This is a genomic window from Winogradskyella undariae (genome assembly GCF_013285155.1).
Taxonomy (GTDB): Bacteria; Bacteroidota; Bacteroidia; order Flavobacteriales; family Flavobacteriaceae; genus Winogradskyella; species Winogradskyella undariae.
Map to the genome: position 1 here is coordinate 354,336 of NZ_JABTEL010000003.1, position 22,400 is coordinate 376,735.

22 protein-coding genes and 1 pseudogene are annotated in these 22,400 nt (G+C 32.6%); 8 read left to right on the top strand and 15 right to left on the bottom strand.

Going from position 1 to position 22,400, the window contains the following annotated elements; translation table 11 throughout:
- Positions 1–26: 26 nt before the first annotated feature.
- Positions 27–734 carry a dipeptidase PepE gene (pepE, locus tag HSX10_RS06010; RefSeq protein WP_173587297.1) on the bottom strand — a complete coding sequence of 236 codons (708 nt, stop codon included), beginning with the start codon at positions 732–734 and terminating at the stop codon, positions 27–29.
- Positions 735–874: 140 nt separating this feature from the next.
- On the opposite strand from pepE, the gene HSX10_RS06015 reads away from it, so the two are divergent.
- The 6 genes from HSX10_RS06015 (at position 875) to HSX10_RS06040 (ending at position 6,559) form a co-directional block, all read left to right on the top strand.
- Positions 875–1,693, top strand: coding sequence for a peptidase associated/transthyretin-like domain-containing protein (locus tag HSX10_RS06015; RefSeq protein WP_173587298.1), 819 nt, complete (start codon positions 875–877; stop codon positions 1,691–1,693).
- Positions 1,680–2,471 carry a carboxypeptidase-like regulatory domain-containing protein gene (locus tag HSX10_RS06020; RefSeq protein ID WP_173587299.1) on the top strand — a complete coding sequence of 264 codons (792 nt, stop codon included), beginning with the start codon at positions 1,680–1,682 and terminating at the stop codon, positions 2,469–2,471. Before HSX10_RS06015 ends, HSX10_RS06020 begins: the two co-directional genes overlap by 14 nt.
- The gene (locus HSX10_RS06025) at positions 2,458–3,252 is read left to right on the top strand and encodes a peptidase associated/transthyretin-like domain-containing protein (RefSeq protein WP_173587300.1); all 795 of its coding nucleotides are present in this window, start codon (positions 2,458–2,460) and stop codon (positions 3,250–3,252) included. Before HSX10_RS06020 ends, HSX10_RS06025 begins: the two co-directional genes overlap by 14 nt.
- Positions 3,253–3,297: 45 nt before the next feature.
- Entirely contained in the window at positions 3,298–3,801 is a 504-nt protein-coding gene (locus HSX10_RS06030; protein WP_173587301.1) for a DUF6702 family protein, read from the top strand.
- Between the two features lie 67 nt (positions 3,802–3,868).
- On the top strand, positions 3,869–6,169 hold the full coding sequence (locus HSX10_RS06035; protein WP_173587302.1) for a M1 family metallopeptidase: 2,301 nt from the start codon (positions 3,869–3,871) through the stop codon (positions 6,167–6,169).
- 99 nt (positions 6,170–6,268) lie between these two features.
- Positions 6,269–6,559 carry a Sec-independent protein translocase subunit TatA/TatB gene (locus tag HSX10_RS06040; protein ID WP_173587303.1) on the top strand — a complete coding sequence of 97 codons (291 nt, stop codon included), beginning with the start codon at positions 6,269–6,271 and terminating at the stop codon, positions 6,557–6,559.
- 8 nt (positions 6,560–6,567) lie between these two features.
- On the opposite strand, the gene HSX10_RS06045 is transcribed toward HSX10_RS06040, so the two are convergent.
- The 11 genes from HSX10_RS06045 to kynU all read right to left on the bottom strand — a co-directional run bounded on the left by HSX10_RS06045 (position 6,568) and on the right by kynU (position 16,585).
- A complete protein-coding gene (locus tag HSX10_RS06045) occupies positions 6,568–6,957 on the bottom strand; it encodes a DUF3037 domain-containing protein (RefSeq protein ID WP_173587304.1) in 390 nt (129 codons plus the stop codon).
- Positions 6,947–7,726 (bottom strand): HipA family kinase, encoded by a 780-nt coding sequence (locus HSX10_RS06050; RefSeq protein ID WP_173587305.1) that lies wholly within the window; start codon positions 7,724–7,726, stop codon positions 6,947–6,949. The genes HSX10_RS06045 and HSX10_RS06050 overlap by 11 nt, the downstream gene beginning before the upstream one ends.
- Positions 7,727–7,734: 8 nt before the next feature.
- Complete coding sequence (locus HSX10_RS06055; protein WP_173587306.1) at positions 7,735–8,376, bottom strand: O-methyltransferase; 642 nt, start codon at positions 8,374–8,376, stop codon at positions 7,735–7,737.
- A gap of 102 nt (positions 8,377–8,478) precedes the next feature.
- The gene (locus HSX10_RS06060; protein WP_173587307.1) at positions 8,479–9,564 is read right to left on the bottom strand and encodes an amidohydrolase family protein; all 1,086 of its coding nucleotides are present in this window, start codon (positions 9,562–9,564) and stop codon (positions 8,479–8,481) included.
- The gene (locus tag HSX10_RS06065) at positions 9,557–10,093 is read right to left on the bottom strand and encodes a 3-hydroxyanthranilate 3,4-dioxygenase (protein WP_173587308.1); all 537 of its coding nucleotides are present in this window, start codon (positions 10,091–10,093) and stop codon (positions 9,557–9,559) included. Before HSX10_RS06065 ends, HSX10_RS06060 begins: the two co-directional genes overlap by 8 nt.
- A gap of 196 nt (positions 10,094–10,289) precedes the next feature.
- Positions 10,290–11,072 carry an SDR family oxidoreductase gene (locus HSX10_RS06070; RefSeq protein WP_173587309.1) on the bottom strand — a complete coding sequence of 261 codons (783 nt, stop codon included), beginning with the start codon at positions 11,070–11,072 and terminating at the stop codon, positions 10,290–10,292.
- A gap of 85 nt (positions 11,073–11,157) precedes the next feature.
- On the bottom strand, positions 11,158–12,600 hold the full coding sequence (locus HSX10_RS06075) for an aldehyde dehydrogenase (protein WP_173587310.1): 1,443 nt from the start codon (positions 12,598–12,600) through the stop codon (positions 11,158–11,160).
- 95 nt (positions 12,601–12,695) lie between these two features.
- On the bottom strand, positions 12,696–13,130 hold the full coding sequence (locus HSX10_RS06080) for a RidA family protein (RefSeq protein ID WP_173587311.1): 435 nt from the start codon (positions 13,128–13,130) through the stop codon (positions 12,696–12,698).
- 309 nt (positions 13,131–13,439) lie between these two features.
- A complete protein-coding gene (locus HSX10_RS06085; RefSeq protein WP_173587312.1) occupies positions 13,440–14,837 on the bottom strand; it encodes an FAD-dependent oxidoreductase in 1,398 nt (465 codons plus the stop codon).
- Between the two features lie 96 nt (positions 14,838–14,933).
- Positions 14,934–15,287 (bottom strand): hypothetical protein, encoded by a 354-nt coding sequence (locus HSX10_RS06090; RefSeq protein ID WP_173587313.1) that lies wholly within the window; start codon positions 15,285–15,287, stop codon positions 14,934–14,936.
- Positions 15,284–16,585, bottom strand: coding sequence for a kynureninase (kynU, locus tag HSX10_RS06095; protein WP_254453205.1), 1,302 nt, complete (start codon positions 16,583–16,585; stop codon positions 15,284–15,286). Before kynU ends, HSX10_RS06090 begins: the two co-directional genes overlap by 4 nt.
- A gap of 118 nt (positions 16,586–16,703) precedes the next feature.
- On the opposite strand from kynU, the gene HSX10_RS06100 reads away from it, so the two are divergent.
- Positions 16,704–18,104: a sensor histidine kinase gene (locus tag HSX10_RS06100; RefSeq protein ID WP_173587314.1), complete on the top strand. Its 1,401-nt coding sequence runs from the start codon at positions 16,704–16,706 to the stop codon at positions 18,102–18,104.
- Positions 18,105–18,218: 114 nt separating this feature from the next.
- On the opposite strand, the gene HSX10_RS06105 is transcribed toward HSX10_RS06100, so the two are convergent.
- Complete coding sequence (locus HSX10_RS06105; protein WP_173587315.1) at positions 18,219–18,908, bottom strand: hypothetical protein; 690 nt, start codon at positions 18,906–18,908, stop codon at positions 18,219–18,221.
- A gap of 312 nt (positions 18,909–19,220) precedes the next feature.
- Between HSX10_RS06105 and HSX10_RS06110 the strand changes: the two are divergent.
- Positions 19,221–20,624 (top strand): annotated as a pseudogene (locus HSX10_RS06110) (Nramp family divalent metal transporter); the annotation flags it as partial.
- Between the two features lie 175 nt (positions 20,625–20,799).
- Here the strand turns inward: HSX10_RS06110 and msrA are convergent.
- On the bottom strand, positions 20,800–21,462 hold the full coding sequence (gene msrA, locus HSX10_RS06115) for a peptide-methionine (S)-S-oxide reductase MsrA (RefSeq protein ID WP_173587317.1): 663 nt from the start codon (positions 21,460–21,462) through the stop codon (positions 20,800–20,802).
- A 151-nt stretch (positions 21,463–21,613) separates the two neighbouring features.
- Positions 21,614–22,399, bottom strand: a complete 786-nt coding sequence (locus HSX10_RS06120; RefSeq protein WP_173587318.1) for a zinc ribbon domain-containing protein — start codon at positions 22,397–22,399, stop codon at positions 21,614–21,616.
- Position 22,400: the final 1 nt, after the last annotated feature.

A 22,400-nucleotide genomic window follows, 5' to 3' on the forward strand; every position in this document is an offset into this window, starting at 1 on the left:
AATTAGTTTCCGCAATTTTGGTTAGCTTATTTTAAAAATTCTAAGTCAGAATTTGTTGCTATTTCATAAGGAGTTTTATTGTATTCGAAAACGCGAGCTTTTAAAGTTCCTTTTAATGTTAATTTTTTATCTTTGACCTCAATCCAACTCCCTTCTCTAATTCCAATAACAGGTTGGCTGTTGTAAGCATGAAACTCTTTAATCCGAGTTTCTCTGGTTTCTCCCATATGTGTGCTTCCTTCAATCGGATCCAAGTAATGTGGGTTAATATTAAAAGGCACTAATCCTAAAGTTTTAAAGCTAGGAGGATATACTATTGGCATATCATTAGTGGTATGCATCGTTAAGCCACAAATATTACTTCCAGCACTTGTGCCTAAATATGGAGTGCCATTTTTAACAGCATCTTTAATAGCTAATAATGCATTGTTTTTATAGAGTTGAGAGACTAAAACAAAAGTATTACCACCACCTACAAAAATACCTTTTGCATTTTTTATAGCTTCTTCTGCATTTTCAAATTCGTGAATACCTTTTATTGTTTTATCTATTTTGGCAAAAGCTTTAGTGGCTGTATTTGTGTATTCGTCATGAGATATTCCACCTGGTCTAGCATACGGAATAAATAAAATAGTATCCGTAGCTTTAAAATGAATTTTAAGTTCTTCTAATAAATATTCTAAATAGCCACTACCATGAATAGTAGAAGTGCTTGCGATTATAATTGATTTCAAAATTTATGTTTTTAGGTCTTTAATATTGCAAAGGAAATCAAACTTTTTTAAAGAACAGTTTTATCATTTAACAAATATTTACTATTCAATTACTATGGTAAGTCAAGAATAAAACCGAAATTTATTAAAAGAATTAGATTATGAAAAAAACACTACTCTTATTATTCGGAATTTTTACATTAACCATTTATAGCCAAGATATTGAAAGAATTACTGTAAATGGTAGAATAGTGGTGTCTACCGATGAAAAGGAAGGAGTAGCTGTTTTTAACTCTTCATCTAATAAAGGAACTTATACAGATGCAGATGGAAATTTTGTAATAGAGGTTGCTATTAATGATGTTATTGAAATTGGAGCGCTGCAGTTTCAGGATTTTAAAGTCACCATAACAGATAAAGTTATTTTGTCTAAAAAGCTTACTGTAATCCTTGTTGAAGAGATTAATAAATTAGATGAAGTTGTATTATTACCCTTTGATCTTACTGGGAATTTGTATGCGGATTTAGAAAATGTAAGAACTTACAACGTTAATTTAGATGATGTCTATTTCGGCTTAGACCATATTGAAGATTTTGATTTTTCTGCAGATTATAAGACAGAAGCTGATAATTTGGCGTTTAATGAGTACAATCCGTACGTTGGTAATATGTTAGATTTGGTTAATGTAGCAGGCTTTTTATTAAAACAAGTTGTCGATTTAGATACTAAAAAACCAAAATCTAAAAAAGGAAAATTAGAAGAACTTACTCCTTTTAAACAAGCTTTAGATACCTATAGTGTAAATTATATTCATAATAATTTTGATATTCCTTTAGAGCAAGTTGAAGCATTTACAGACTTTGTAGAAAAAGAAGGTGTAGATGAGGTATTATTTGAAGAGGGTAAAGAAATGCAACTTTTAGAGCGTGTTTCTCAATTGAGTAAAGCATTCTTAAAAGAAAATAATGCAAAAGAGTAAACCTGTTTTAATCATTATTTGTTTAATTACTGGTTTTATTAATGCGCAACGAAGTGACTTAAATGGTCAAATCATAGCTAGTGATGAGGTCGAAGGACTTCATATCCTTAACAAAACAGGTTTAAAATACACGATATCTAATGAGGATGGAAGTTTTGTGATTCCTGCAAAAGTATCCGATACCATTATTGTTTCAGGTGTAAAATATCAAAAACAAGAGATTGTTATTTCTCTTTCAAATATAAATTTAGGTCAATTTAATGTATTGCTTATTGAAAAGGTAAATGAACTAAATGAAGTTGTTGTCGGTAAAATTTTAACCGGTAGTTTACAATCAGATTTAGAAAATTTAAATATTAAACCAGATATTAATTTCTACGATTTAGGAATTCCAGGCTCAACAGATTTACCCGCAACACAGAACGAACAACGTTTGTATGATGCCGACCATGGTAAATTTGTATATTATTATGGCATAGGGTTGTCTATAAATGTTCATAAAATATTGAATAGAATTAATGGAGATACAAAAGAATATAAAGTAAGAGTTTTGATGGAATCTAATGAAGCTTGTATCTCTTTCTTACAATCCGAGTACTCGAGTACTATTTTTGAAGCGATTTCAATTCCTGAAAAACATAAAAACGAATTTTTTCAATATTGTTTAGAAGATATTCAGTTTAGTGTGATTTGTGAAGATGAAAATAAAATAAATAAAGTTCATTTTCTTTTAGAAAAATTAAATATGTTTAAAATTCAATTAGATGAAGGTAATTAAAAGAATACTTGTTTTAACATTTGTTTTGTGTCTTAACCTTCAGGCGCAAACCAAAGAAATCAATGGTCAGCTCATAGCTAATGATGAAGTAGAAGGACTTCATATACTTAATAAAACAGCAGTGAAATATACAATTTCAGAAGAGGATGGAAGTTTTATAATTCCTGCAAAGGTTTCAGATACATTGATGATTTCAGGGGTTCAATATCAATTAAAAGAAATTGTCATTACAGATTCAATTATAAATTCAGGCTATTTAAGGGTGCAACTAATAGAAAATGTAAGCGCGCTAAACGAAGTTGTAGTCGGTAAAATCTTTACAGGAAGTTTAGAGTCCGATTTAGAAAACTTAAAGATTAAACCCGAAGTCAATTTTTACGATTTAGGAATTCCTGGTTACACAGGGAAACCACTTACTCAAAATGAACGTAAACTTTTTGATGCTGATGGTGGTTCTTGGGGAGGAGTTGGTTTAGGGTTTAATGTTAATTTTTTTAAGTTATTAAATACTGTTAGCGGAAGAACAAAGAAATTAAAAGCCATAGTAGAACTAGATAATAGGGATGAATGTATTCAGCGTTTAAAACGCGATTATGAATCTTTTCTTTTTGAAAATGATACTTTAACTCCAGCTATACGAGCAGAGTATTTTTTGTATTGTGAAGAGGATGCTCGCTTTTTAGGCTTATGTAAACAAGAAGATGAGTTTGCTTTAATCGAATTTCTACAAGCAAAATTAAAATTATATCTACAAAATAGAATATCGGTTATTAAAGATTAATTTTGGACTGTGTTTTTGCTAAAAAAATGAATTCACACTATAAATATGAAGCTACTACATTTTTTAATTGCCTTTTTAATTTTTCCTGTTTTAATAGGTAACAGTCATAAACACGAATATTATGTCAGTGTTACAGAGGTAGAATACGTAAAGGAACAGCAATCACTTCAAATTATAACTCAAATTTTTATTAACGATTTAGAAACTTTAATACGTAAACGTTATGACGAAAGTATTACACTAGATGTAGAAGATGAATCTAGGTTGGTGGACGACTATATAGAACGCTATCTAACGGATAAATTTAAAGTTAAAGTCAATGGGAGTGGGGTAAGTTTTAATTTTTTAGGCAAAGAATACAAAGATGATATTGTGTACTGTTATTTAGAAATAGAAAATGTATCAAAAGTGAATTCTATAGAAATCACTAATCAAGTATTATTTGATGTTCTGCCAAGTCAACAGAATATTGTTAGATTAAAACTTCTAAACAAAAACAAGAGCTTTCTACTCGTGCCAGAAAATGACACTTGCTTGTTAAACTTTTAGTGAAAAGGCTAAAAGCCATCATAAATTATTATTTTAGGCATCATATTTAATAACACTAACTACAACTATGAAATTATTTAAGTACTTATTATGTGCTATGCTGTTTACATCATTTAACTCTTTTGCACAAGACGATGTAACTACAGAACGCGAGCAAGGTCACACCAATCAGAACAAATTTAAGCAACTGTATGAAGAGTTTTCGACTCCAAATATGTTTAGAACAGGATCGGGTGCGCCAGGTCCAGGATACTATCAGCAGCAAGCTGATTATAAAATGGACATCGAAATAGATGATGACAAAGCCAAGTTATATGGTGAAGAAACGATTACCTATACAAATAATTCTCCAGACGAATTAAAATACCTTTGGGTACAGTTAGATCAGAATGTGCGTGCTAAAGATTCTAAAACACCTTTAATTAGTAATTCTGTTGTACGTCCTGTAACTACGTCTTCTAATGCTGTTACATCATATTTAAAAGAATCTTTCGATGGAGGGTTTCATATCGATGAGGTAAAAGATGTTAAAGGTAAAGATTTAGCTCATATGATAAATCGTACAATGATGCGTGTAGAATTACCTAAGCCTATGCAATCTGGAGACCAATTTTCTTTTCAGATTAAATGGTGGTACAATATAAATGATCACGTTAAGGATGGCGGACGTTCTGGTTACGAGTATTTTGAGGAAAATGATAATCGTGCCTACGTAATTGCACAGTTCTACCCCCGTATGGCTGTTTATAATGACGTAGAAGGATGGCAAAATTCTCAGTTTTGGGGACGTGATGAATTCGCGTTACCATTTGGTAATTTTGATGTAAATATAACTGTACCTGCAGATCATATTTTAGACGGAACAGGTGTCTTAACTAATAGAGAAGAGGTCTTTACAAAAGACATGATGAAACGTTATAATAAAGCGAAGAAATCATACGACGAACCTGTAATGATCGTTACACAAGATGAAGCTGAAAAAGCAGAAAAGTCTAAAAGTAAAAAGAAAAAAACTTGGAAATTATCAGCTAAAATGGTTCGTGATTTTGGTTTTTCAACTTCTCGTAAATTTTTATGGGATATGATGGCTGTAAAATTAGGAGATAAAGATGTAATGGCTGTGTCGTTATATCCTAAAGAAGGAAACCCTTTATGGGAGCAATGGTCAACTAAAGCAGTTGCGAGTACATTAAAGTCGTATTCTAGAATGACTTTCGATTATCCTTATCATAAAGCAATTTCTGTTCATGCTAAACAGCAAGGTATGGAATACCCAATGATTTGTTGGAATTATGGTCGTCCAGATAAAAAAGGAAACTATTCTGATAGAACAAAATACGGAATGATTAGTGTTATTATTCATGAAGTTGGCCACAACTGGTTTCCAATGATTATAAATAGCGATGAGCGTCAATGGACATGGATGGATGAAGGTTTAAATACTTTTACGCAATATGTTGCAGAACAAGATTTTGGAGAATGGCATCCTGGTGCTTTGTCTCCAAATGATAAAGCATATCCTTCAAGAAGAGGGCCTGCTAAAAATATTGTGAGATATATGGGCGGTAATCAAGATTACATTGCACCTATTATGACTAAAGGTTTAAATACTTACCAATTTGGTAATAATGCTTATAGTAAACCAGCAACAGCATTAAATATTTTAAGAGAGACTATCATGGGGCGTGATTTATTTGATTACTCTTTTAGTGAGTATGCTAATAGATGGAAGTTTAAACATCCAACACCAGAAGATTTTTTCCGTACTATGGAAGATGCATCTGCAGTTGATTTAGATTGGTTTTGGAGAGGTTGGTTTTATAGTACAGACTACACCGATATAGGAATTAAAGAAGTGAAAAAGTTTGCTGTAACATCTACGCCTAACGAAAGTGGAAATAGAATCGCAAAACGTAATAATATAGATCCTAAAGATTTAGTTTATTTTATAGAAGAAGGATCTGAAGGTTATGATGAGAGTATTAAAAATGGAGTTGCTATAGATAATTTACCTACGGTAAAAGAATATATTATGGATAACTTTACACCTGCAGAGCAAAAAGAAATGAATGAAACTCCTAAGTTTTTCTATGAAGTGACTTTTAACAAGCCAGGAGGATTGGTAATGCCGCTTATTGTAGAGTACACTTATGCCGATGGGACAAAGAAAAGAGAAACATACCCTGCTCAAATTTGGAGACTTAATGATAAAGAAGTTAGCAAAGCTATAGCTAGTAATAAAGAAATCGTTGGGGTTATGGTGGATCCGGATTTAGAAACAGCTGATGTAGATACATCTAACAACGTTTGGCCAAAAGAAGTTAAAGAAAGTGATTTCGATAAGTTTAAGGAAAAAGTAAGAAACTAATAATTATAACATAACTTTAAGCCGACTTCTTTTGAAGTCGGCTTTTTTATTTCTTTATTTGAAGTCGTATTATTCACAAACTCACTTTATATTTGCAACGTGATACAGCAACTAACATTTTTATTTATAGGAGGCACAGAAATAGTATTTGTACTATTTATTGTAGTCTTAGTTTTTGGTGCCGATAAACTTCCAGAAATCGCACGTGGCTTAGGTAAAGGAATGCGTCAAATTAAAGATGCTACCAACGATATTAAGAATGAAGTCACAAAAAGTGCAAGAGAAAATAATATTATAGACACAGATGTAACTAAAAACATCAATGACGAAATTAAAAAAGTAAAGGATGATTTAGAAGACTTTACCGGATCGTTAAAACGTGATAAATAATCATTCGATTATATTTCTAATACATAATTTTTAAAAATAGAATTCAATTCTTTTTCAGGATCATCTGTTAAACCAGAATGTGTTTTAGAACTTTGTATAATGGTACTTCGTGAAGCGGCTAACCATCTAAACCTATCTGAAATTTCAAATTGACCAATTTTTCCAGCAGAAACTTCTCCTTTAGAAATTAATTCCCAAGATTTTAAGTAGTTGTTAATCGCATCTAAGTCTAATTCACAAGAAAAAGCCTTTAATTTATTTTCATTGACGTTAAATTTAACACCGAGATATTTTTTTCGTTTTGAGAATAAAATAACTCCAATATTAAAAAATTCTTCGCGTTCCACTCTTGGTACGAGTCTAATTATAGCGTATTCAAAAGTAACTTTATTTGGCATCTTTAGCTTCTTTAACTAATAAATCAATTTTTGAAAGTCTAGAATTTAGATATTCTATATAAGCATTTCGCATTTCATCTAATGATAATGTGTCAGATTCATTTATCAACCAATCTTCAGGAATTTTAGAAACAATATCTTCTATAGTGTCTGAATTTAAAGCTGAAATAATAGCCTTAGAAGCTTCATCTAAAAGCGAAGCACGTTCTAATAAAACGTGATCTTTAATCAAAGGAAATGTTCTTGTAAGGTGATTTTTCCAAGTACTCCAATTATGATGAAAATAGAAACTAGCACCATTATCTATAACCCATAATTCTTTATTCCAATTTAGTAAATTGGTGTTTTTTACAGTGCGATCTATGTTGCTAATAATACTGTCTAAAAGCACTATTTTAGAAGACGTCATTGCATCTGCAACAGAAACTAAAGGGTCAAAAGTAATAGAACTACTTAGATAATGTAAGCCTAAATTAAGACCTACACTAAATTTTAATAAATCTTGAATCTCTTCATCTGGCTCGGTTTTACTAAAGGAATCGTCTAAATTCATAAAGACCAACTCCGGAACCTTTAAACCAATAGCTCGTGCTAATTCTCCTCCAATAAACTCAGAGATTAATGCTTTTTTACCTTGTCCTGCACCTCTAAATTTTAAAACATAGAGAAAACCATCACTAGCCTCAACAATTGCGGGTAACGAACCACCTTCTCGCAAAGGTGTGATGTATTTTACCACATCTACAGTTCTTATTTCAATTTTACTCATAGTTGTGGTTATAATTTTCGACTAATCGTTAAGCCATCTCTAATAGGTAATACAACCGTTTCAATGCGCTCATCATTTTTTAAAAGCGTATTGTAATCTAAAATAGACTGTGTAGAAATGTCTTTTGCTCCAACAGGTTCTACTACTTTTCCGTGCCATAACACATTATCAGAAAGTATAATGCCCCCAGGGTTTAATTTGTCTATAATTAAGTGGAAATAATTACTGTAATTAGGTTTGTCGGCATCAATAAATATTAAATCGAATGTTTTCTCTAACGTCGGAATGATATCGATAGCACTTCCTGTATGTTGCGTAATTTGAGCCCCGTAATTAGATTTGTCAAAATATTTACGCTGAAAATCTACCAATTCTTCATTAACATCTATAGTGTGTAATTCACCATCTTCTTGTAAGCCTTCGGCTAAACATAAAGTCGCATAACCGGTAAATGTTCCTAATTCTAAAATAGATTTAGGTCGCATTAATTTAGAAATCATACTTAACACACGGCCTTGATAAGGTCCGCTTAGCATAATAGGCTGTAATATTTTTTGATACGTTTCTCTTGTTAGTTGTTGCAATAAATCGGGCTCTTGCTCAGAATGTTCTACAACATAATTGTCTAAGGCTTCGGGTAAGAAATACATAGAATATTTTTATTTAAAAGAGATATCGTTAGTCTATCGTTTTTTGAACTTCGTGTGTATTAGAAATCCTAAATGCAAAACTAATAAACCAATTAGAAATCGTTACGACATAATACGAGAAACTAATTTTTGTTTTGCAGCCTCATCATCTCCGCAAAGCCATTGAATAACATTGTCTTCCCAAATAGCATCACCTTCAGTTTCCGTTATAATTTTTCTGTCTATGGCTAAATCAATGATTTTACCAGGATAAGAGGATTGTTGTTCACTTTCCATTTCACCCAAAGGATAAGGATCATCTAAGCCCATAATGACCTGTTTAGAACCTTGATTTCTTATTAATAATTCTAATCCGCCAGTATCATGTACTAGTGTATCAAAGAATATGTTTTTATGACCAACCGCTTTTCTAGGATGACTTTTGCCTTCAAATAAATCGGGGCGTCCATCAAATCCTTGAATACGTCTCCCTAAGTTAATCTGAGCTAATTGTCCGCCATGAGCAAAACAAGTACGCATATTTGGGTATTTATCTTGGTAACCATTTAACGTTAAAAAATGATATGCATCTCCACATTGTGCTAACATCCAAATTAAATGAAAACGCCAAGACGTGTTTTCAAGTTTTATAAATTTCTCACCATCGTAAGGATGAATTTCAATCGCTAAATTATACTTATTGGCCATTTCAAAAATGGGTTCATTTTCTTCGTCAAAAATACAGCGCCAAGTTCCAATAGAATCCATGTAATGTGTAGGTAAACACAAAAGTTGCATACCTAATACTTCTACACAGCGCTCAATTTCCCAACAAGCACTTCTTACAAAACCCGGATGAACCACAAAACCACAAGTGAATTTACTAGGATGATTATGTTGAATTTTGGCATTAAAATCATTCTGAAAACGTAAGGCTTGCTTCATTTCTTCAACCCTTAAACCATTTCCGTAGAGTTGCGATAAATTTAACACAACAGCATGGTCTAGCTTATTGCGTTCCATCCATTCTAACTTTTCATCCAAGAAAAAACTAGAATCAGTAATCGGACGGTTCCAATCTTTCTGAAGCATAAACTTACGGTCCTTATCCACCCAAAAGATTTCTTTATCTTTCATAAACTGAGGGATTTCTTCAGGATAAGGAAGTAGATGTGAATGGCCGTTTATTCTAAGTTTGCGTTTACTCATCAATTTGTACTTTTTTAGGTGGCTCCATTATTTCTCCACAATTAGGACAGCTGCGTTTTTCCTTGTCATTGTAATAATGATCAAAAATTTTAGGCATATCCGTCTCTATATTTTTTACGGTAAAGTCCTCTTCATATAATTTTGTGGTGCAATTTTCACAGAACCATAATAACGCATCTTTTACACCTTCTTCTCTAGGATATTCAATAACTAAACCGACCGTGTTAGCACCACGCTGAGGTGAATGCGGCACTTTAGGTGGTAAAAGAAAAATTTCACCCTCTTTAATATGAATATCTTTAGGCACACCTTCATCAATTATTTTTAGGATAATATCACCCTCAATCTGATGAAAAAATTCTGGTGTCTCATTATAATGATAATCCTTTCTGCTGTTAGGACCTCCAACAACCATAACAATATAGTCTCCATCTTTCCAAACCACTTTATTCCCTACAGGTGGTTTTAATAAATGACGATTTTCGTCAATCCAGTTTTTAAAATTGATTGGTGGATATATTTTGCTCATTATTTTATGTTTTGGGCGTTACCCTTAAAAAGGGTCAGGCTTTACACTCTATCTTTTTTTGCCATATATGGCAGCAAAAAAAGGATGCCGTTGCAATCCTTAACGCAGATTCATCAATGCAATAAAATTAGTAATAAAAAATCGAAATTCTACTACACAAACTTGTTAGGTTTTTAAAACCTGATAGATCTTAGGATTACAAAGATTTTGTTCTTCCGCCATCAACAGGAAGGTTAATTCCGTTAATATAAGCAGCACGTTCACTCGCTAAAAACGTAATGGCATCTGCAAGTTCTTCTGGTTTAGCAAAACGTTTGGCTGGTACTGTACTTTTCATAGCATTAGCAGATTCTTCTTCTGTTTTACCAGATTTTGTTGCTTTATTTTTAATAATCTCAGCAAGTCTATCTGTTCCTGTAGCACCAGGTAAAACATTATTCACAGTAATGCCAAATTGCCCTAATTCATTTGCTAGAGTTTTGCTCCAACTTGCAACCGCACCTCTTATGGTATTACTAACACCTAAACCGTCTAAAGGTTGTTTTACAGAAGTAGAAATTACATTGATTATTCTTCCATAACCTTCACTTTTCATAAAAGGAACAACAGTTTGCGCTAAGACATGATTGCATTTTAAATGTTGCGTAAAAGCCGATTCAAATTCATTGACTTCCGCAGAAAAAATAGGTCCACCAGCCGGTCCGCCAGTGTTATTTACTAAAATATGAAACCCATGATTTTCGATAACATAATTAGAAACTTTTGCTTTTAAATCTTCAGGATTTGAAAAATCTGCAACAATGTAATCATGCTGATTTTGTTGTGGTAATTCAGCTAACGTTGCCTTCAGTTTGTCTTCATTCCTAGCGACTAAAGTTACTTGAACACCTTCTGCAGCTAACGCCATAGCTGTTGCTTTTCCTATTCCTGCTGTACTTCCGCAAACTAATGCGTATTTATTGTTTAATTCTAGATTCATTTTTATGAGATAAAAGAGAAAAGAATAAAGAAAATAGAGGTCTTATGTTAGTCTATTTTCTTTTATCTATACTCTTGGTTCTTTTTTAATACTTTATACAAACATTCTTAGCTTCCGTAAAAAAGCGCAAGGCCTCAAATCCGCCTTCTCGGCCAACACCAGAAGCTTTTGTGCCTCCAAAAGGGGTTCTTAAATCTCGCAGCATCCAAGTATTTACCCAAATAATTCCGGCTTGTAATTGGTTGCTTAATTTCATGGTGCGTTTTAAATCATTCGTCCAAAGTGTGGCAGATAAACCGTATTTAACTTTATTAGCCATTTTTAAAACCTCATCTTCTGTGTGAAATGGCATGATCGTTACTACGGGTCCAAAAATTTCTTCTTGGTTAACACGACATTCATCATTAGGAACTTCGATGACTGTAGGTTCTAAATAATAACCGTTTTCAAAACCTTTAACAACCACTTCATTGCCTCCACATAAAACCGTTCCTTTTTCCTCTCTAGCGATGTTTATGTATGTTTTTACTTTTTCTAGATGAGATTTTGAAACTAAAGCCCCAATATTGGTGTCTTCATGTGAAGGATGACCGACTTTTAATGCGTTTACTTTTTTAACAAAATCGGTTTTGAATTTTTCATAAATAGAAGCTTCTACAAAAATGCGGCTACCACATAAACAAATCTGCCCTTGGTTAGCAAATGACGATCGAACCGTTGTCGTTAACATATCTTCATAATCGCAATCTGCAAAAATGATATTTGGATTTTTTCCACCTAATTCTAAAGATAATTTTTTAAACATTGGTGCAGCAACTCGGGCAATATGTGCTCCTGTTGCTGTGCCTCCAGTAAAACTTATGGCTTTAATATCTGGATGTTCAATGATGGCTTGCCCTGTGGTGGTTCCTAAACCATGAACAATATTTAAAACACCTTTGGGTAGGCCAGCTTCATTACAGATTTCGCCTAACAAATAAGCTGTCATTGGCGTGACTTCACTTGGTTTTGCAACGACACAATTTCCTGCAGCTAGTGCAGGTGCAATTTTCCAAGTAAATAAGTAGAGTGGAAGGTTCCATGGTGAAATACAGCCTACAACACCGATGGGTTGACGCAAGGTGTAATTTATAGCTTGTTGCCCAATAGATTCGTGACTTTCACTTGCAAATTGTGTGATGGCATTACCGAAGAATCTAAAGTTACTTGCGGCTCTTGGAATGTCAATTGCTTTTGCTAAACGAACCGGTTTGCCATTGTCTTTACTTTCAGCTTCTGCAAAACGGTCTATGTTCGCTTCTAGTAATTCTGAAATTTTTATAAGAATTCTGCTGCGTTCTTCTAATGTGGTTTGCGACCACAGCCTAAAGGCTGATTTGGCACTTTTATATGCTTCTTCTACGTCTTCTTTTGTTGAATTTGGAATTTGTCCGTAAATGTCTCCGTTAGCGGGATTATAGTTGTCGATCCACTCATTAGCAATGGGAAGCGAAAATTCTCCGTTGATGTAGTTTTTTATAGTTGCCAAAGGTTTTACGGTTTTATTCTGTTCTTTTGTTATTTCTAAAAGCGGAATGATTGAGGAATTGCATGATAAGATTCCTGCCTTCGCAGGAATGACAGTTATTGTTTCTTATAAGCCATAACCTTTATCTCAACCACCAAATCTGGATGTGGTAATTGGTGTACAGCAACCGTTGTTCTCGTTGGTCCTGTTTCTTTTTTAAAGAATTCTCCGTAGGCTTTGTTATAATCAGCGAAGTCGTTCATATTGACTAAAAATGAAGTGACATCAACCACGTCTTTTAATGTTGCTCCAACTTTAGCTAAGTTTTTTTCTAAGTTTTTTATGACTTCTTGGGTTTGGGTGTAAGCATTTAAACGTTTTGTTCCCATGTCGTCAATGAGATCAACGCCTGCAATAGTGTTATCTGCACGTCTAGAACTTGTACCTGATACGAAGATGAAGTCGCCTACTTGTTTTACGTGTGGATAGGCTCCTCTTGGTGTTACGCCAGTTCCTGCGGAAGTAGGAACCTCATTTTTTGTATTACTCATTTTCTTCTTTATTGTTAATGTTCATTTTGTCTTGAAACAAAACGAACCAAAAATTCAAAACGATTTATCAGGAAATTGCTAAAGCACCATTCGCTTTCGAAGCTACATGCTTGAAGCTTCGCTTCGCAGTTCCGCTTCTTCGCTCATTATTTCTTAAAATCGTTGTTTCCGACTGCGTCGAAATTTGGGACATTAATTTTTGTTGAATTTTGTTTTATTCCCAATTTATATTTTAATTACTGATTACTGATTACTGCTTACTGCTTACTGCTTACTGCTTACTGCTTACTGCTTACTGCTTACTGCTTACTACAACCCAGCAATCCTATCGTCTTCTAAAATAGCTTCGGTTTCTTTTTTTACTTTTTCTAAAATATCTTTTAAATTATCTTCTACGGAAATAATTCCATCTGTAAGCATATTTAAAATCGCTTTGTCTTGGGCTCTTCCTCTTAGCATCGCTTCTCTATAGCCAACCGTTTCCTTGAAAGTTACTAAACTATATTTAGAATTGTATGCTGTTGGAAATTCTTTTTCGAGTGCCATTTCAATTTTGCGTTTTTCTTGAAAAATGGGATTTGATACGTGGCCTTTCATTTCGTGAAAATTGTCAATAGCTAAATCTGCAATGGCATCAGTATCTTTCTTTCTGTTTTTCTCGTAAGCTGTAAAAGTAGCTTCCCAATTTTCTAAATTTTGGTCTAAAACTTTATCGAATTCTACAACATCTTCAAAAGAGGCATTCATGCCTTGTCCATAAAAAGGAACAATAGCATGAGCAGAATCTCCCATGAGTAAAGTGTTGCCTTTATAATGCCAAGGGGAACATTTTACAGTTCCTAATGCTGCGGTTGGGTTTTCAAAAAAATCATCAACCAAATTGGGCATTATTTCTAAGGCATCTGGAAATTCTTTTTGGAAGAATTCTGTAACAAGCTCTGGGGTTGTTAAATTATTGAAATTGTATTCACCTTCAGCATAACTTAAAAATAGAGTAACGGTAAAACTACCGTCTAAATTTGGTAGTGCAATGAGCATAAAGCTGCTTCTTGGCCAGATGTGTAAAGCGTTTTTATAGGTTTTGTAATCACCATTTTCTGTGGGTAGAATGCTTAATTCTTTATAACCATGAGTTAAATAATCTTGAGAGAAACTGAATAAGAATTTCTTTCCTAAATAATAACTTTTTCTAAGTGCAGAGCCAGCGCCATCTGTTGCGATAATGATATCTGCGTCTTCTGCAAATTCATCTTTAGAGTTATAATCTTGAAATAATGCTGTTGTGTTTTCAAAATCTACAGATTTACATTTCTTATTGAAGTGAATTTTTACATTTTCATGCTTTTCGGCTTCCGTTAAGAGTAGGGCATTAAGTTCTCCTCTAGAAATAGAGTTAATGTATTGGTGATCTCTTCCGCTGTAATTAGATAAAAACGTGTTCGATTCTTTATCGTGAATCATTCGGCCATTCATGGGGATACACAATTCTTTTACTTTGTCTTCTAAACCAACGAGTTTCATGGCTTTATTACCACGGTTAGAAAAAGCTAAGTTAATAGAACGACCTGCAGAAATATCTGTTGTTCTTAAATCGGGACGCATTTCGTAAACGGTAACGTTGTAACCTCTTTGCCCTAATCTTAATGCGAGTAAACTTCCACAGAGTCCTGCTCCGATTATCAGTATATTTTGTTGTTTGTTACTCATAATGTTTTTGTTATTTCTACAAAGGCAGAAATCAGTTTTATGGCTTCAAATTGTTGCTAATGCTATATTTGAAGTGTTGATATTTTAGAATTCAGATTAAACACTTGTCTTATTCAATAGTTTTTTGATGTTCTGAATTTCTTCATATGAAGGTCTAAATCTATTTAAATTAATAATTTGCGTTTGACCTTGATGATTCTTGAATTGTAAATTATTGTTATTAGAATTGAATTCGAGACTAGAAAATACTTGATATTCTACATTCTTTATCAATTCATCTTTAATAATAACTACGATTCTTTTATTTGTAATTATTAAGTAATCATGCCCTAAGTTGTAGAAAAAAGAGAGGAATCCTAAAAAGTGATATTCTGAAAAACTCGTTTCTGATTTTTTTCTGATTTTTAAAAGTATGTTTTCATCTTTTATAATGGAAAAAATTTTATTCATAAAAGTGCTTTCAATTTCTCTACCATTAAATACACATCTTCAAACGAATTATACAAAGGTGTTGGTGCACAACGAATAACATCGGGCTCTCTCCAATCGCTAATGACTCCGGCTTCAGTTAATTTATTGTGTAAGGATTTATCTGCGTTTAAAACTTGGATGGATAGTTGGCAACCGCGTTCTTCAGGATTTTCGGGTGTAATGATTCTGATGGTATCTTCTCCTAAATCTTTTAGTAGAAACTCGAAATAACCAGTTAGTTTTTTTGATTTATCAATGAGTTTTTTAATTCCAATTTCATTAAACATATCTAAAGACGCTTTAATGGCAGCCATAGATAAAATGGGTGGATTACTTAATTGCCAACCTTCGGCACCTGGTAAAACATCAAATTCATGACGCATATTAAAACGCGTGTCTTTATTGTGGCTCCACCAACCGGTAAGTCTATTTAAGGTTTTGTCATAAGCATGACGCTCATGGACAAAGCAACCCGATAAACTTCCTGGACCAGAATTCATATATTTATAAGTACACCAAACCGCGAAATCTGCACCGGAATTATGTAAATCTAAATCTACATTTCCTGCGCCATGAGCACAATCAAAACCAACTTTACAGCCGTATTGATGTCCAAGGTTGGTAATGCGTTTAAAGTCGAAAAACTGCCCTGTGTAATAATTGACGCCACCAACCATCACTAAGGCAACTTCGTTTCCGTGTTTTTCTAGAATCGCTTCTAAATCTTCATAACGTAATAATTCTTCTCCTTCTCTTGGAGACCATAAAATTAAACCTTCTTTATCATCGTAACCATGATGACGTAATTGGGATTCTACAGCATATTTATCTGAAGGGAAAGCGTCACTTTCAATAACTATTTTATAACGTTCTTTGGTTGGCTTGTAAAATGAAGCCATCATGAAGTGAAGATTCGCAGTTAAGGAATTCATGGTTACCACTTCAATTGGTTTTGCACCAACTAATTTTGCAGTAGCTTCCGTTAAAAATTCATGATAAGGTAGCCAAGGATTTTTAGCATCAGTATGTCCTTCGACACCTAGGTTGGCCCAATCGTCTAACTCTTGATTAATGTAAGCTTTTGTAGATTTAGGTTGTAAGCCTAAAGAGTTTCCACAGAGGTAAATGAGTTCATTGCCATTCTTATCTTTTGGGATATGAAATTGTTCTCTGTAGTGAGATAATTCGTCTAAATTGTCTTGTTGTTTAGCGTAGTCAAGACCTAGCTTGTAGTTGAGCAAAGTGAGTTGTTTTTCGGTTGCTAACAAAAATAGCATAATTATATGATATTTTAATAATAGATAAGAATGGAGTATAATTTATTGAATTAAAAGGATATAAGTAGTTTTTTTGAATTTTTCTCATTAAATTTAGTGATATCAATCAATTATATAGATGCTAAATAAATTATGGACCTCTTACCATCAATGGTATATAAGGTATATTCGTTTTTCTAGAAAAAGCGAACAGGATGAGTTATCTTATTTTAGAGATAAATTATTTATTTCAATTTTAATATTAATTCTTCCATTGGGGGTAATGTCTTATATTCCAAGTGCTATAACTGCTATTCTTTTAGGTAAGTGGTTTGTTTTTTTTGCTGATACTTTGGCTATATGTATAATTGCTTTCTTGTTTTTTAATAATAAAATGGGTATAAATACAAAGAAGAAAGTGTTTTCTGTTAATTTGTTTTTATTGTCTTTTGCTCTCATTTTTTACATAGGATTAAAAAGTAGTAGTGGACTTTTATTATTTATGCTTTCTATATTGGTAACGTTGTTTAGTGGACGAAAAGCAGGAATTAAAACCGTGATTTTTATAGCGTTTGGATACTTTATGATGGCTATAATTTTTTATTTTAAGCTTTTTGATTTAAAAGCTTATATAGGAGAACGATTTGAAGTTTTAGTCATCGTATTTATTAATAATACTCTTTTTATTTTAATGACTGTTTTTTCAGTGTCATTTTTAATACGACATTTACACAATGCTCTTTTAAAAGAAAATCACTTACAAGAAGAGCTCATTGAAAAGCATAAAGTAGTAATTGCAGCTAAAGAGAATGCGGAACAATCGGATCGATTAAAAACGGCGTTTTTAGCCAATATAAGTCATGAGATTAGAACACCTATGTATGGTATTTTAGGGTGTGCAGGTCTTTTAAAATCTTATGATATTAATGACGGTGATTTTAAAGAATACATAAGTGTAATAGAAGGTAGTGGGCAAGAATTATTAGATTCTATGACAGATATCATGACGATATCTAAGATTGAAGCAGGCTTGGTGACCACAAAAATATCAACTTTTAATATTAATGAGACAGTAGAGGTGATATATAAATCATTATTACCTGAGGCGAAATCAAAAAAAATACATTTTATCTTAAATAATTTTATTCCTAAGTGGGGAAGTATTGTTAATTCTGATCTTGATAAATTTAAAGTAGCTTTAGAACATTTGGTCGAAAATGCTATAAAATATACTCCTGAAGGTGGTAATGTTGTACTAAGTTGTAATTTAGATAGTGATGAGACTCAAGTACAGTTTATGTTAAGAGATACAGGGATTGGTATTCCTAAAGATAAGATAGAAACTATTTTTAATCCTTTCTATCAAGTAGACGTTGATAATAAAAACGCGTTACATGGATCTGGTATTGGGCTTTCAATATCTAAAGCCTATGTTGAAATGTTGGGAGGGGATTTGATTTTAGAAAGTAAAGTAGGAGAAGGGACTACCTTTTTATTTAATATAGATATTGATTTAAAAGAAAAAGCATCTCAATCTTAAAAGAAGAGATGCTTTAATATATAATAGGCGCCATATGGCGGAAAATGTAAGCTATACGCCTTAGATAGAAACTATCTGCGTGAAACTTACATTATAGACTGCAAATGTAAGTGCTTATTTTTTGGTGTCCAAAGTAATACTCACATCTGTAAAATTAAGATTCCAGTTTCCTCCTTCTTGTTTGTGATCTGTAGCAATTTTAATACCGTTAAAATTTTTAATATTTTCAAATGTTGTAGAAAGTGAAGGTGCTTCAGAATTTCCTTTTCTATAGGTCCATTCTTTAATGATATAATTATCGTTGTAATAGATGTCGTATGCATCACCAGGAGTATAACCTCCTTCATTAGAATAGGTGAGAGTGATCATATTTAATTCTTCTTTGCTAATTGGTGCTTCTGCTTTTTTAGACTCTGTAATGTCAGCTGATGTATCCCAAGCCAATTGAAAAGGAATTAATAACCAAAATTTATCATTAATAAATGCTTTATCTTTAGCAATCGTTGTGCTGTCTACTTGGCTTCTTATATAATTATAAGTCGTGTCGTTATCTCTTAAAAGGACTTTGTCTTCTTTAGGAAACCAAGTCCAAGTTCTTCCTTTTCCTTTAATAGTATCTTTATCTACTTGGAATGTGAAACTTACCTTTGAAACATTTTTCCAATTTTCAAAACCATGGGCATTGGCAATTTTTTCTGCTAATGATATTTCTTTCTTGGTTTCTACTGCAATTTCTTCTTTGTTATCCGATTTGCAACTTGAAACAAGTATTAAACATATTAAGCCAAGATATAATGATTTCATAGTAAAAGTGATTTTTATTCAGTACAAAATTAATCAACGATGTATAATGAGACTAATTATTTTGAAGTTAAAAAAGCGATTACTTGCTAAAAGAATCTCCTATTAAAGCTCTTCAATTTACTATTGCTTTATTCTGATTAATTCTATACGTAATGTTGAAATATGTAATTCAGTACATTAAATATTGAAATATATTTATTATTTATTACTAATGAGATTTGTTTGGTGTTAGAAGTGCTATTCCTCAGATTTCCGTTGTAGTTTTGTAGCCTTAAGTTATAATTAGTTTATGATGAAAAATTTTAAATACTTATGAGTTTAGAATCCTTAAGTGAGGTAAATTCTTCAGTTAGCACAAATAAAAATGGCTGGAGAAAAATACTAGCTTTCATAGGACCGGCGTACCTTATTAGCGTTGGGTATATGGATCCAGGAAATTGGGCTACCGATATTGCAGCAGGTTCTCAATTTGGATACAAATTAATTTGGGTGCTTTTAATGTCTAACCTTATAGCCCTTTTATTACAGTCTTTAAGTGCTAGATTAGGAATTGTAAAAGGGCTTGATCTTGCTCAAGCTTCTAGAAATGCCTATCCTAGTTGGGCTAATATACCTTTGTATATTTTGGCAGAAATAGCTATTGCAGCATGTGATTTAGCTGAAATTATAGGTATGGCCATCGGGTTAAATTTACTTTTTGGTCTTCCTTTAATATGGGGCATAAGTCTAACTGCTTTAGATACTGTTTTACTTTTATACTTGTTAAAAAAAGGAATGCGGACTATGGAAGTGTTTATAGTTTGTCTTGTTTTTATCATAGGAGCATCTTTTGTGGTCGAGATGCTAATTACAGGTCCTGTTTATACGGATGTGGTAAAAGGACTTATGCCTACAGGTTTATCTGATGACGCACTTTATATTGCTATTGGGATTATTGGTGCAACTGTAATGCCTCATAACTTGTATTTACACTCTTCATTAGTACAAACAAGAAAGATTGACCGAACCTTTAAAGGGATAACAAAGGCTATTAAATATAATTTTATAGACACTACAATAGCTTTAAACCTAGCTTTCTTTGTGAATGCTGCTATTTTAGTTTTAGCCGGATCTGCCTTTTATGTTAATGGCTATTATAATGTTGCTGAAATTCAAGATGCTTCCAAATTATTAAATAATCTTTTTGGAAGTGTAGCTCCAGCTTTCTTTGCGATTGCTTTAATTGCAGCCGGACAAAGTTCAACGATTACTGGTACACTAGCGGGGCAAATTGTTATGGAAGGGCATTTAAATCTTCGTATAAAACCGTGGTTACGACGTTTAATAACGCGCTTATTGGCTATAATCCCAGCGTTGTTTACCATATTATATTTTAGTGAATCTGCTTTAGGAAACCTTTTAGTATTGAGTCAGGTTGTTTTAAGTTTACAATTAGGGTTTGCTATTATTCCTCTTATTCATTTTAATTCAGATAAAAAAATGATGAAGGAATTTGCCATAAAATTATGGGTTAAAATTTTAGCTTGGATTAGTACGGCCATTATTGTATTCCTTAATATTAGTTTGGTTGTTACAGAAATTAAAGGATGGATAAGTGAAGCATCGCCTGATGGGGTTATTTTAATTTATGCTCTTGTAGTACCTATTACTTTGGCTGCTTTAGCGTTGTTAATTTATGTATTTATACATCCGTTTTTAAAGTCGAAATCAAATAATGAACCAGAATTACCTTTAGGAGATGGTTAATGAATCAATATGAAAAACCTCAAACCTATTAAAACTGGAATATTAAATCCAATGATAGATGTTGAGGTTGAATATCTCTTATAGAAGTAAATAAATAAGACCTGTAATGTTTAAATAACGTTACAGGTCTTTTGTTTGCTTTATACTAATGTTTTAAGTCACTTTTTAATAACTCAGGAAACTTAGCCTTAAATTTGTTTAGTCTCGGAATAGAAACCCCTTGAATATAACCTTGATTAGGATGAAGACGTTCATAGTTTTGGTGATAATCTTCAGCTACCCAAAATTTTTGAAAAGGATATACTTCTGCAGCAATTTTAGCATCTAATTCTTTTGATAATGCGGCTTTCTTGTCTTCAATAACTTTCTTTTGCTCTTTATTTTGGTAAAATATAATAGAGCGATATTGAGACCCATGATCTGGTCCTTGTCCATTAACTTGCGTTGGGATTTGAGAACCAAAATATACATCAACTAGTTCTTTAAAACTTATAATCTCTGGATCGTAAATAATCTCTACAGCTTCTGCATGTCCTGTTTTACCTGTATTGCTAGCTGCGTACGTAGGATTTTTTGTAAACCCACCAGAATATCCAGATATAGATTCTTCAACTCCTTTTACACTTTCAAAAATAGCTTCAACACACCAAAAGCATCCGCTTGCAAAATAAGCTTTGGCTTTTCCGTCTTTTAAAGGAACAGTTACAGGTTCTGCATCTATAACAGCTTGTTGTTTGGGGTTAACTTGTGCCTGATTATGGCAACTAAATAATAAGGCAATGGTTAAAATAGTAAGTAACTTTTTCATCTTTTAATTTTTCTTTCCTTCTTAGTCGTGTGAAGTTATAAAACCTAAATGTCAATTATTGTAAAATAATGTTAAGAACAATGTTCTACTTTTAAGTCACAAAAAAAAGCCTTTGCTAATGCAAAGGCTTTTTTTATAAAGTGTTGAGAAATTACTTGCTAAGTTTAGCAAATAATTTGTTCATTTTTATTTTTTCTTCTTCAGCTAATTCAGCATCAACTAAGATACGTCCACTATGCTCATCAGTAATTACTTTTTTACGAGAAGCAATCTCTACTTGAATTTGTGGTGGAATTGTAAAGAAAGAACCTCCAGAAGCACCACGCTCAATAGCAACAACAGCTAAACCATTTTTAACATTGTTTCTAATTCTTTGGTATGCCTTAACTAAACGGTCGTCAATTTTCTTTTGAAAATCTTCAGACTTTCCTTTTAAAGCTTCTTCTTCTTTTTCAGTTTCTTTTAAGATTTCGTTAAGCTCACCTTTTTTATGCTTTAAGTGTGCTACACGATCTTTTAAACGATCTTTAGTACCAGAAATAACTTCTTTTTTCTGCTCTATCTGAACTTTAAATTCTTTAATGTTTTTTTCAGCCAATTGAATCTCTAATTCTTGAAATTCAATTTCTTTTGTCAATGAGTTATATTCTCTGTTATTTCTAACATTCTTTTGTTGCTCAGTGTATTTTTTAATTAAAGTTTTTGCTTCTTCAATTAAGTTTTTCTTTCCTTTGATGTCCTCATCAATAGTAGTTAAACTATCATTCAGCTTGTCCATCCTTAAGTTAAGTCCTTCAACTTCGTCTTCTAAATCTCTCACTTCTAAAGGAAGCTCACCTCTGACATTTCTTATCTCATCTACTCTAGAGTCAATTAATTGTAAATCATATAGTGCTCTCAATCGCTCTTCAACAGAAACTTCAGCTTTTTTTGCCATA

Coding starts and splice junctions, on each gene's coding strand:
- HSX10_RS06065 (WP_173587308.1), bottom strand. CDS start 10,093: ATGAGCAAAATATATCCACCAATCAATTTTAAAAACTGGATTGACGAA.
- HSX10_RS06105 (WP_173587315.1), bottom strand. CDS start 18,908: ATGAAATCATTATATCTTGGCTTAATATGTTTAATACTTGTTTCAAGT.
- HSX10_RS06090 (WP_173587313.1), bottom strand. CDS start 15,287: ATGAATAAAATTTTTTCCATTATAAAAGATGAAAACATACTTTTAAAA.
- HSX10_RS06085 (WP_173587312.1), bottom strand. CDS start 14,837: ATGAGTAACAAACAACAAAATATACTGATAATCGGAGCAGGACTCTGT.
- HSX10_RS06055 (WP_173587306.1), bottom strand. CDS start 8,376: ATGTATTTCTTACCCGAAGCCTTAGACAATTATGTTGTAGAACATTCT.
- HSX10_RS06030 (WP_173587301.1), top strand. CDS start 3,298: ATGAAGCTACTACATTTTTTAATTGCCTTTTTAATTTTTCCTGTTTTA.
- HSX10_RS06050 (WP_173587305.1), bottom strand. CDS start 7,726: ATGAGTAAAATTGAAATAAGAACTGTAGATGTGGTAAAATACATCACA.
- HSX10_RS06080 (WP_173587311.1), bottom strand. CDS start 13,130: ATGAGTAATACAAAAAATGAGGTTCCTACTTCCGCAGGAACTGGCGTA.
- HSX10_RS06020 (WP_173587299.1), top strand. CDS start 1,680: ATGCAAAAGAGTAAACCTGTTTTAATCATTATTTGTTTAATTACTGGT.
- HSX10_RS06045 (WP_173587304.1), bottom strand. CDS start 6,957: ATGCCAAATAAAGTTACTTTTGAATACGCTATAATTAGACTCGTACCA.
- HSX10_RS06035 (WP_173587302.1), top strand. CDS start 3,869: ATGAAATTATTTAAGTACTTATTATGTGCTATGCTGTTTACATCATTT.
- HSX10_RS06060 (WP_173587307.1), bottom strand. CDS start 9,564: ATGAGTAAACGCAAACTTAGAATAAACGGCCATTCACATCTACTTCCT.
- HSX10_RS06120 (WP_173587318.1), bottom strand. CDS start 22,399: ATGGCAAAAAAAGCTGAAGTTTCTGTTGAAGAGCGATTGAGAGCACTA.
- HSX10_RS06015 (WP_173587298.1), top strand. CDS start 875: ATGAAAAAAACACTACTCTTATTATTCGGAATTTTTACATTAACCATT.
- kynU (WP_254453205.1), bottom strand. CDS start 16,585: ATGCTATTTTTGTTAGCAACCGAAAAACAACTCACTTTGCTCAACTAC.
- HSX10_RS06070 (WP_173587309.1), bottom strand. CDS start 11,072: ATGAATCTAGAATTAAACAATAAATACGCATTAGTTTGCGGAAGTACA.
- HSX10_RS06100 (WP_173587314.1), top strand. CDS start 16,704: ATGCTAAATAAATTATGGACCTCTTACCATCAATGGTATATAAGGTAT.
- msrA (WP_173587317.1), bottom strand. CDS start 21,462: ATGAAAAAGTTACTTACTATTTTAACCATTGCCTTATTATTTAGTTGC.
- HSX10_RS06025 (WP_173587300.1), top strand. CDS start 2,458: ATGAAGGTAATTAAAAGAATACTTGTTTTAACATTTGTTTTGTGTCTT.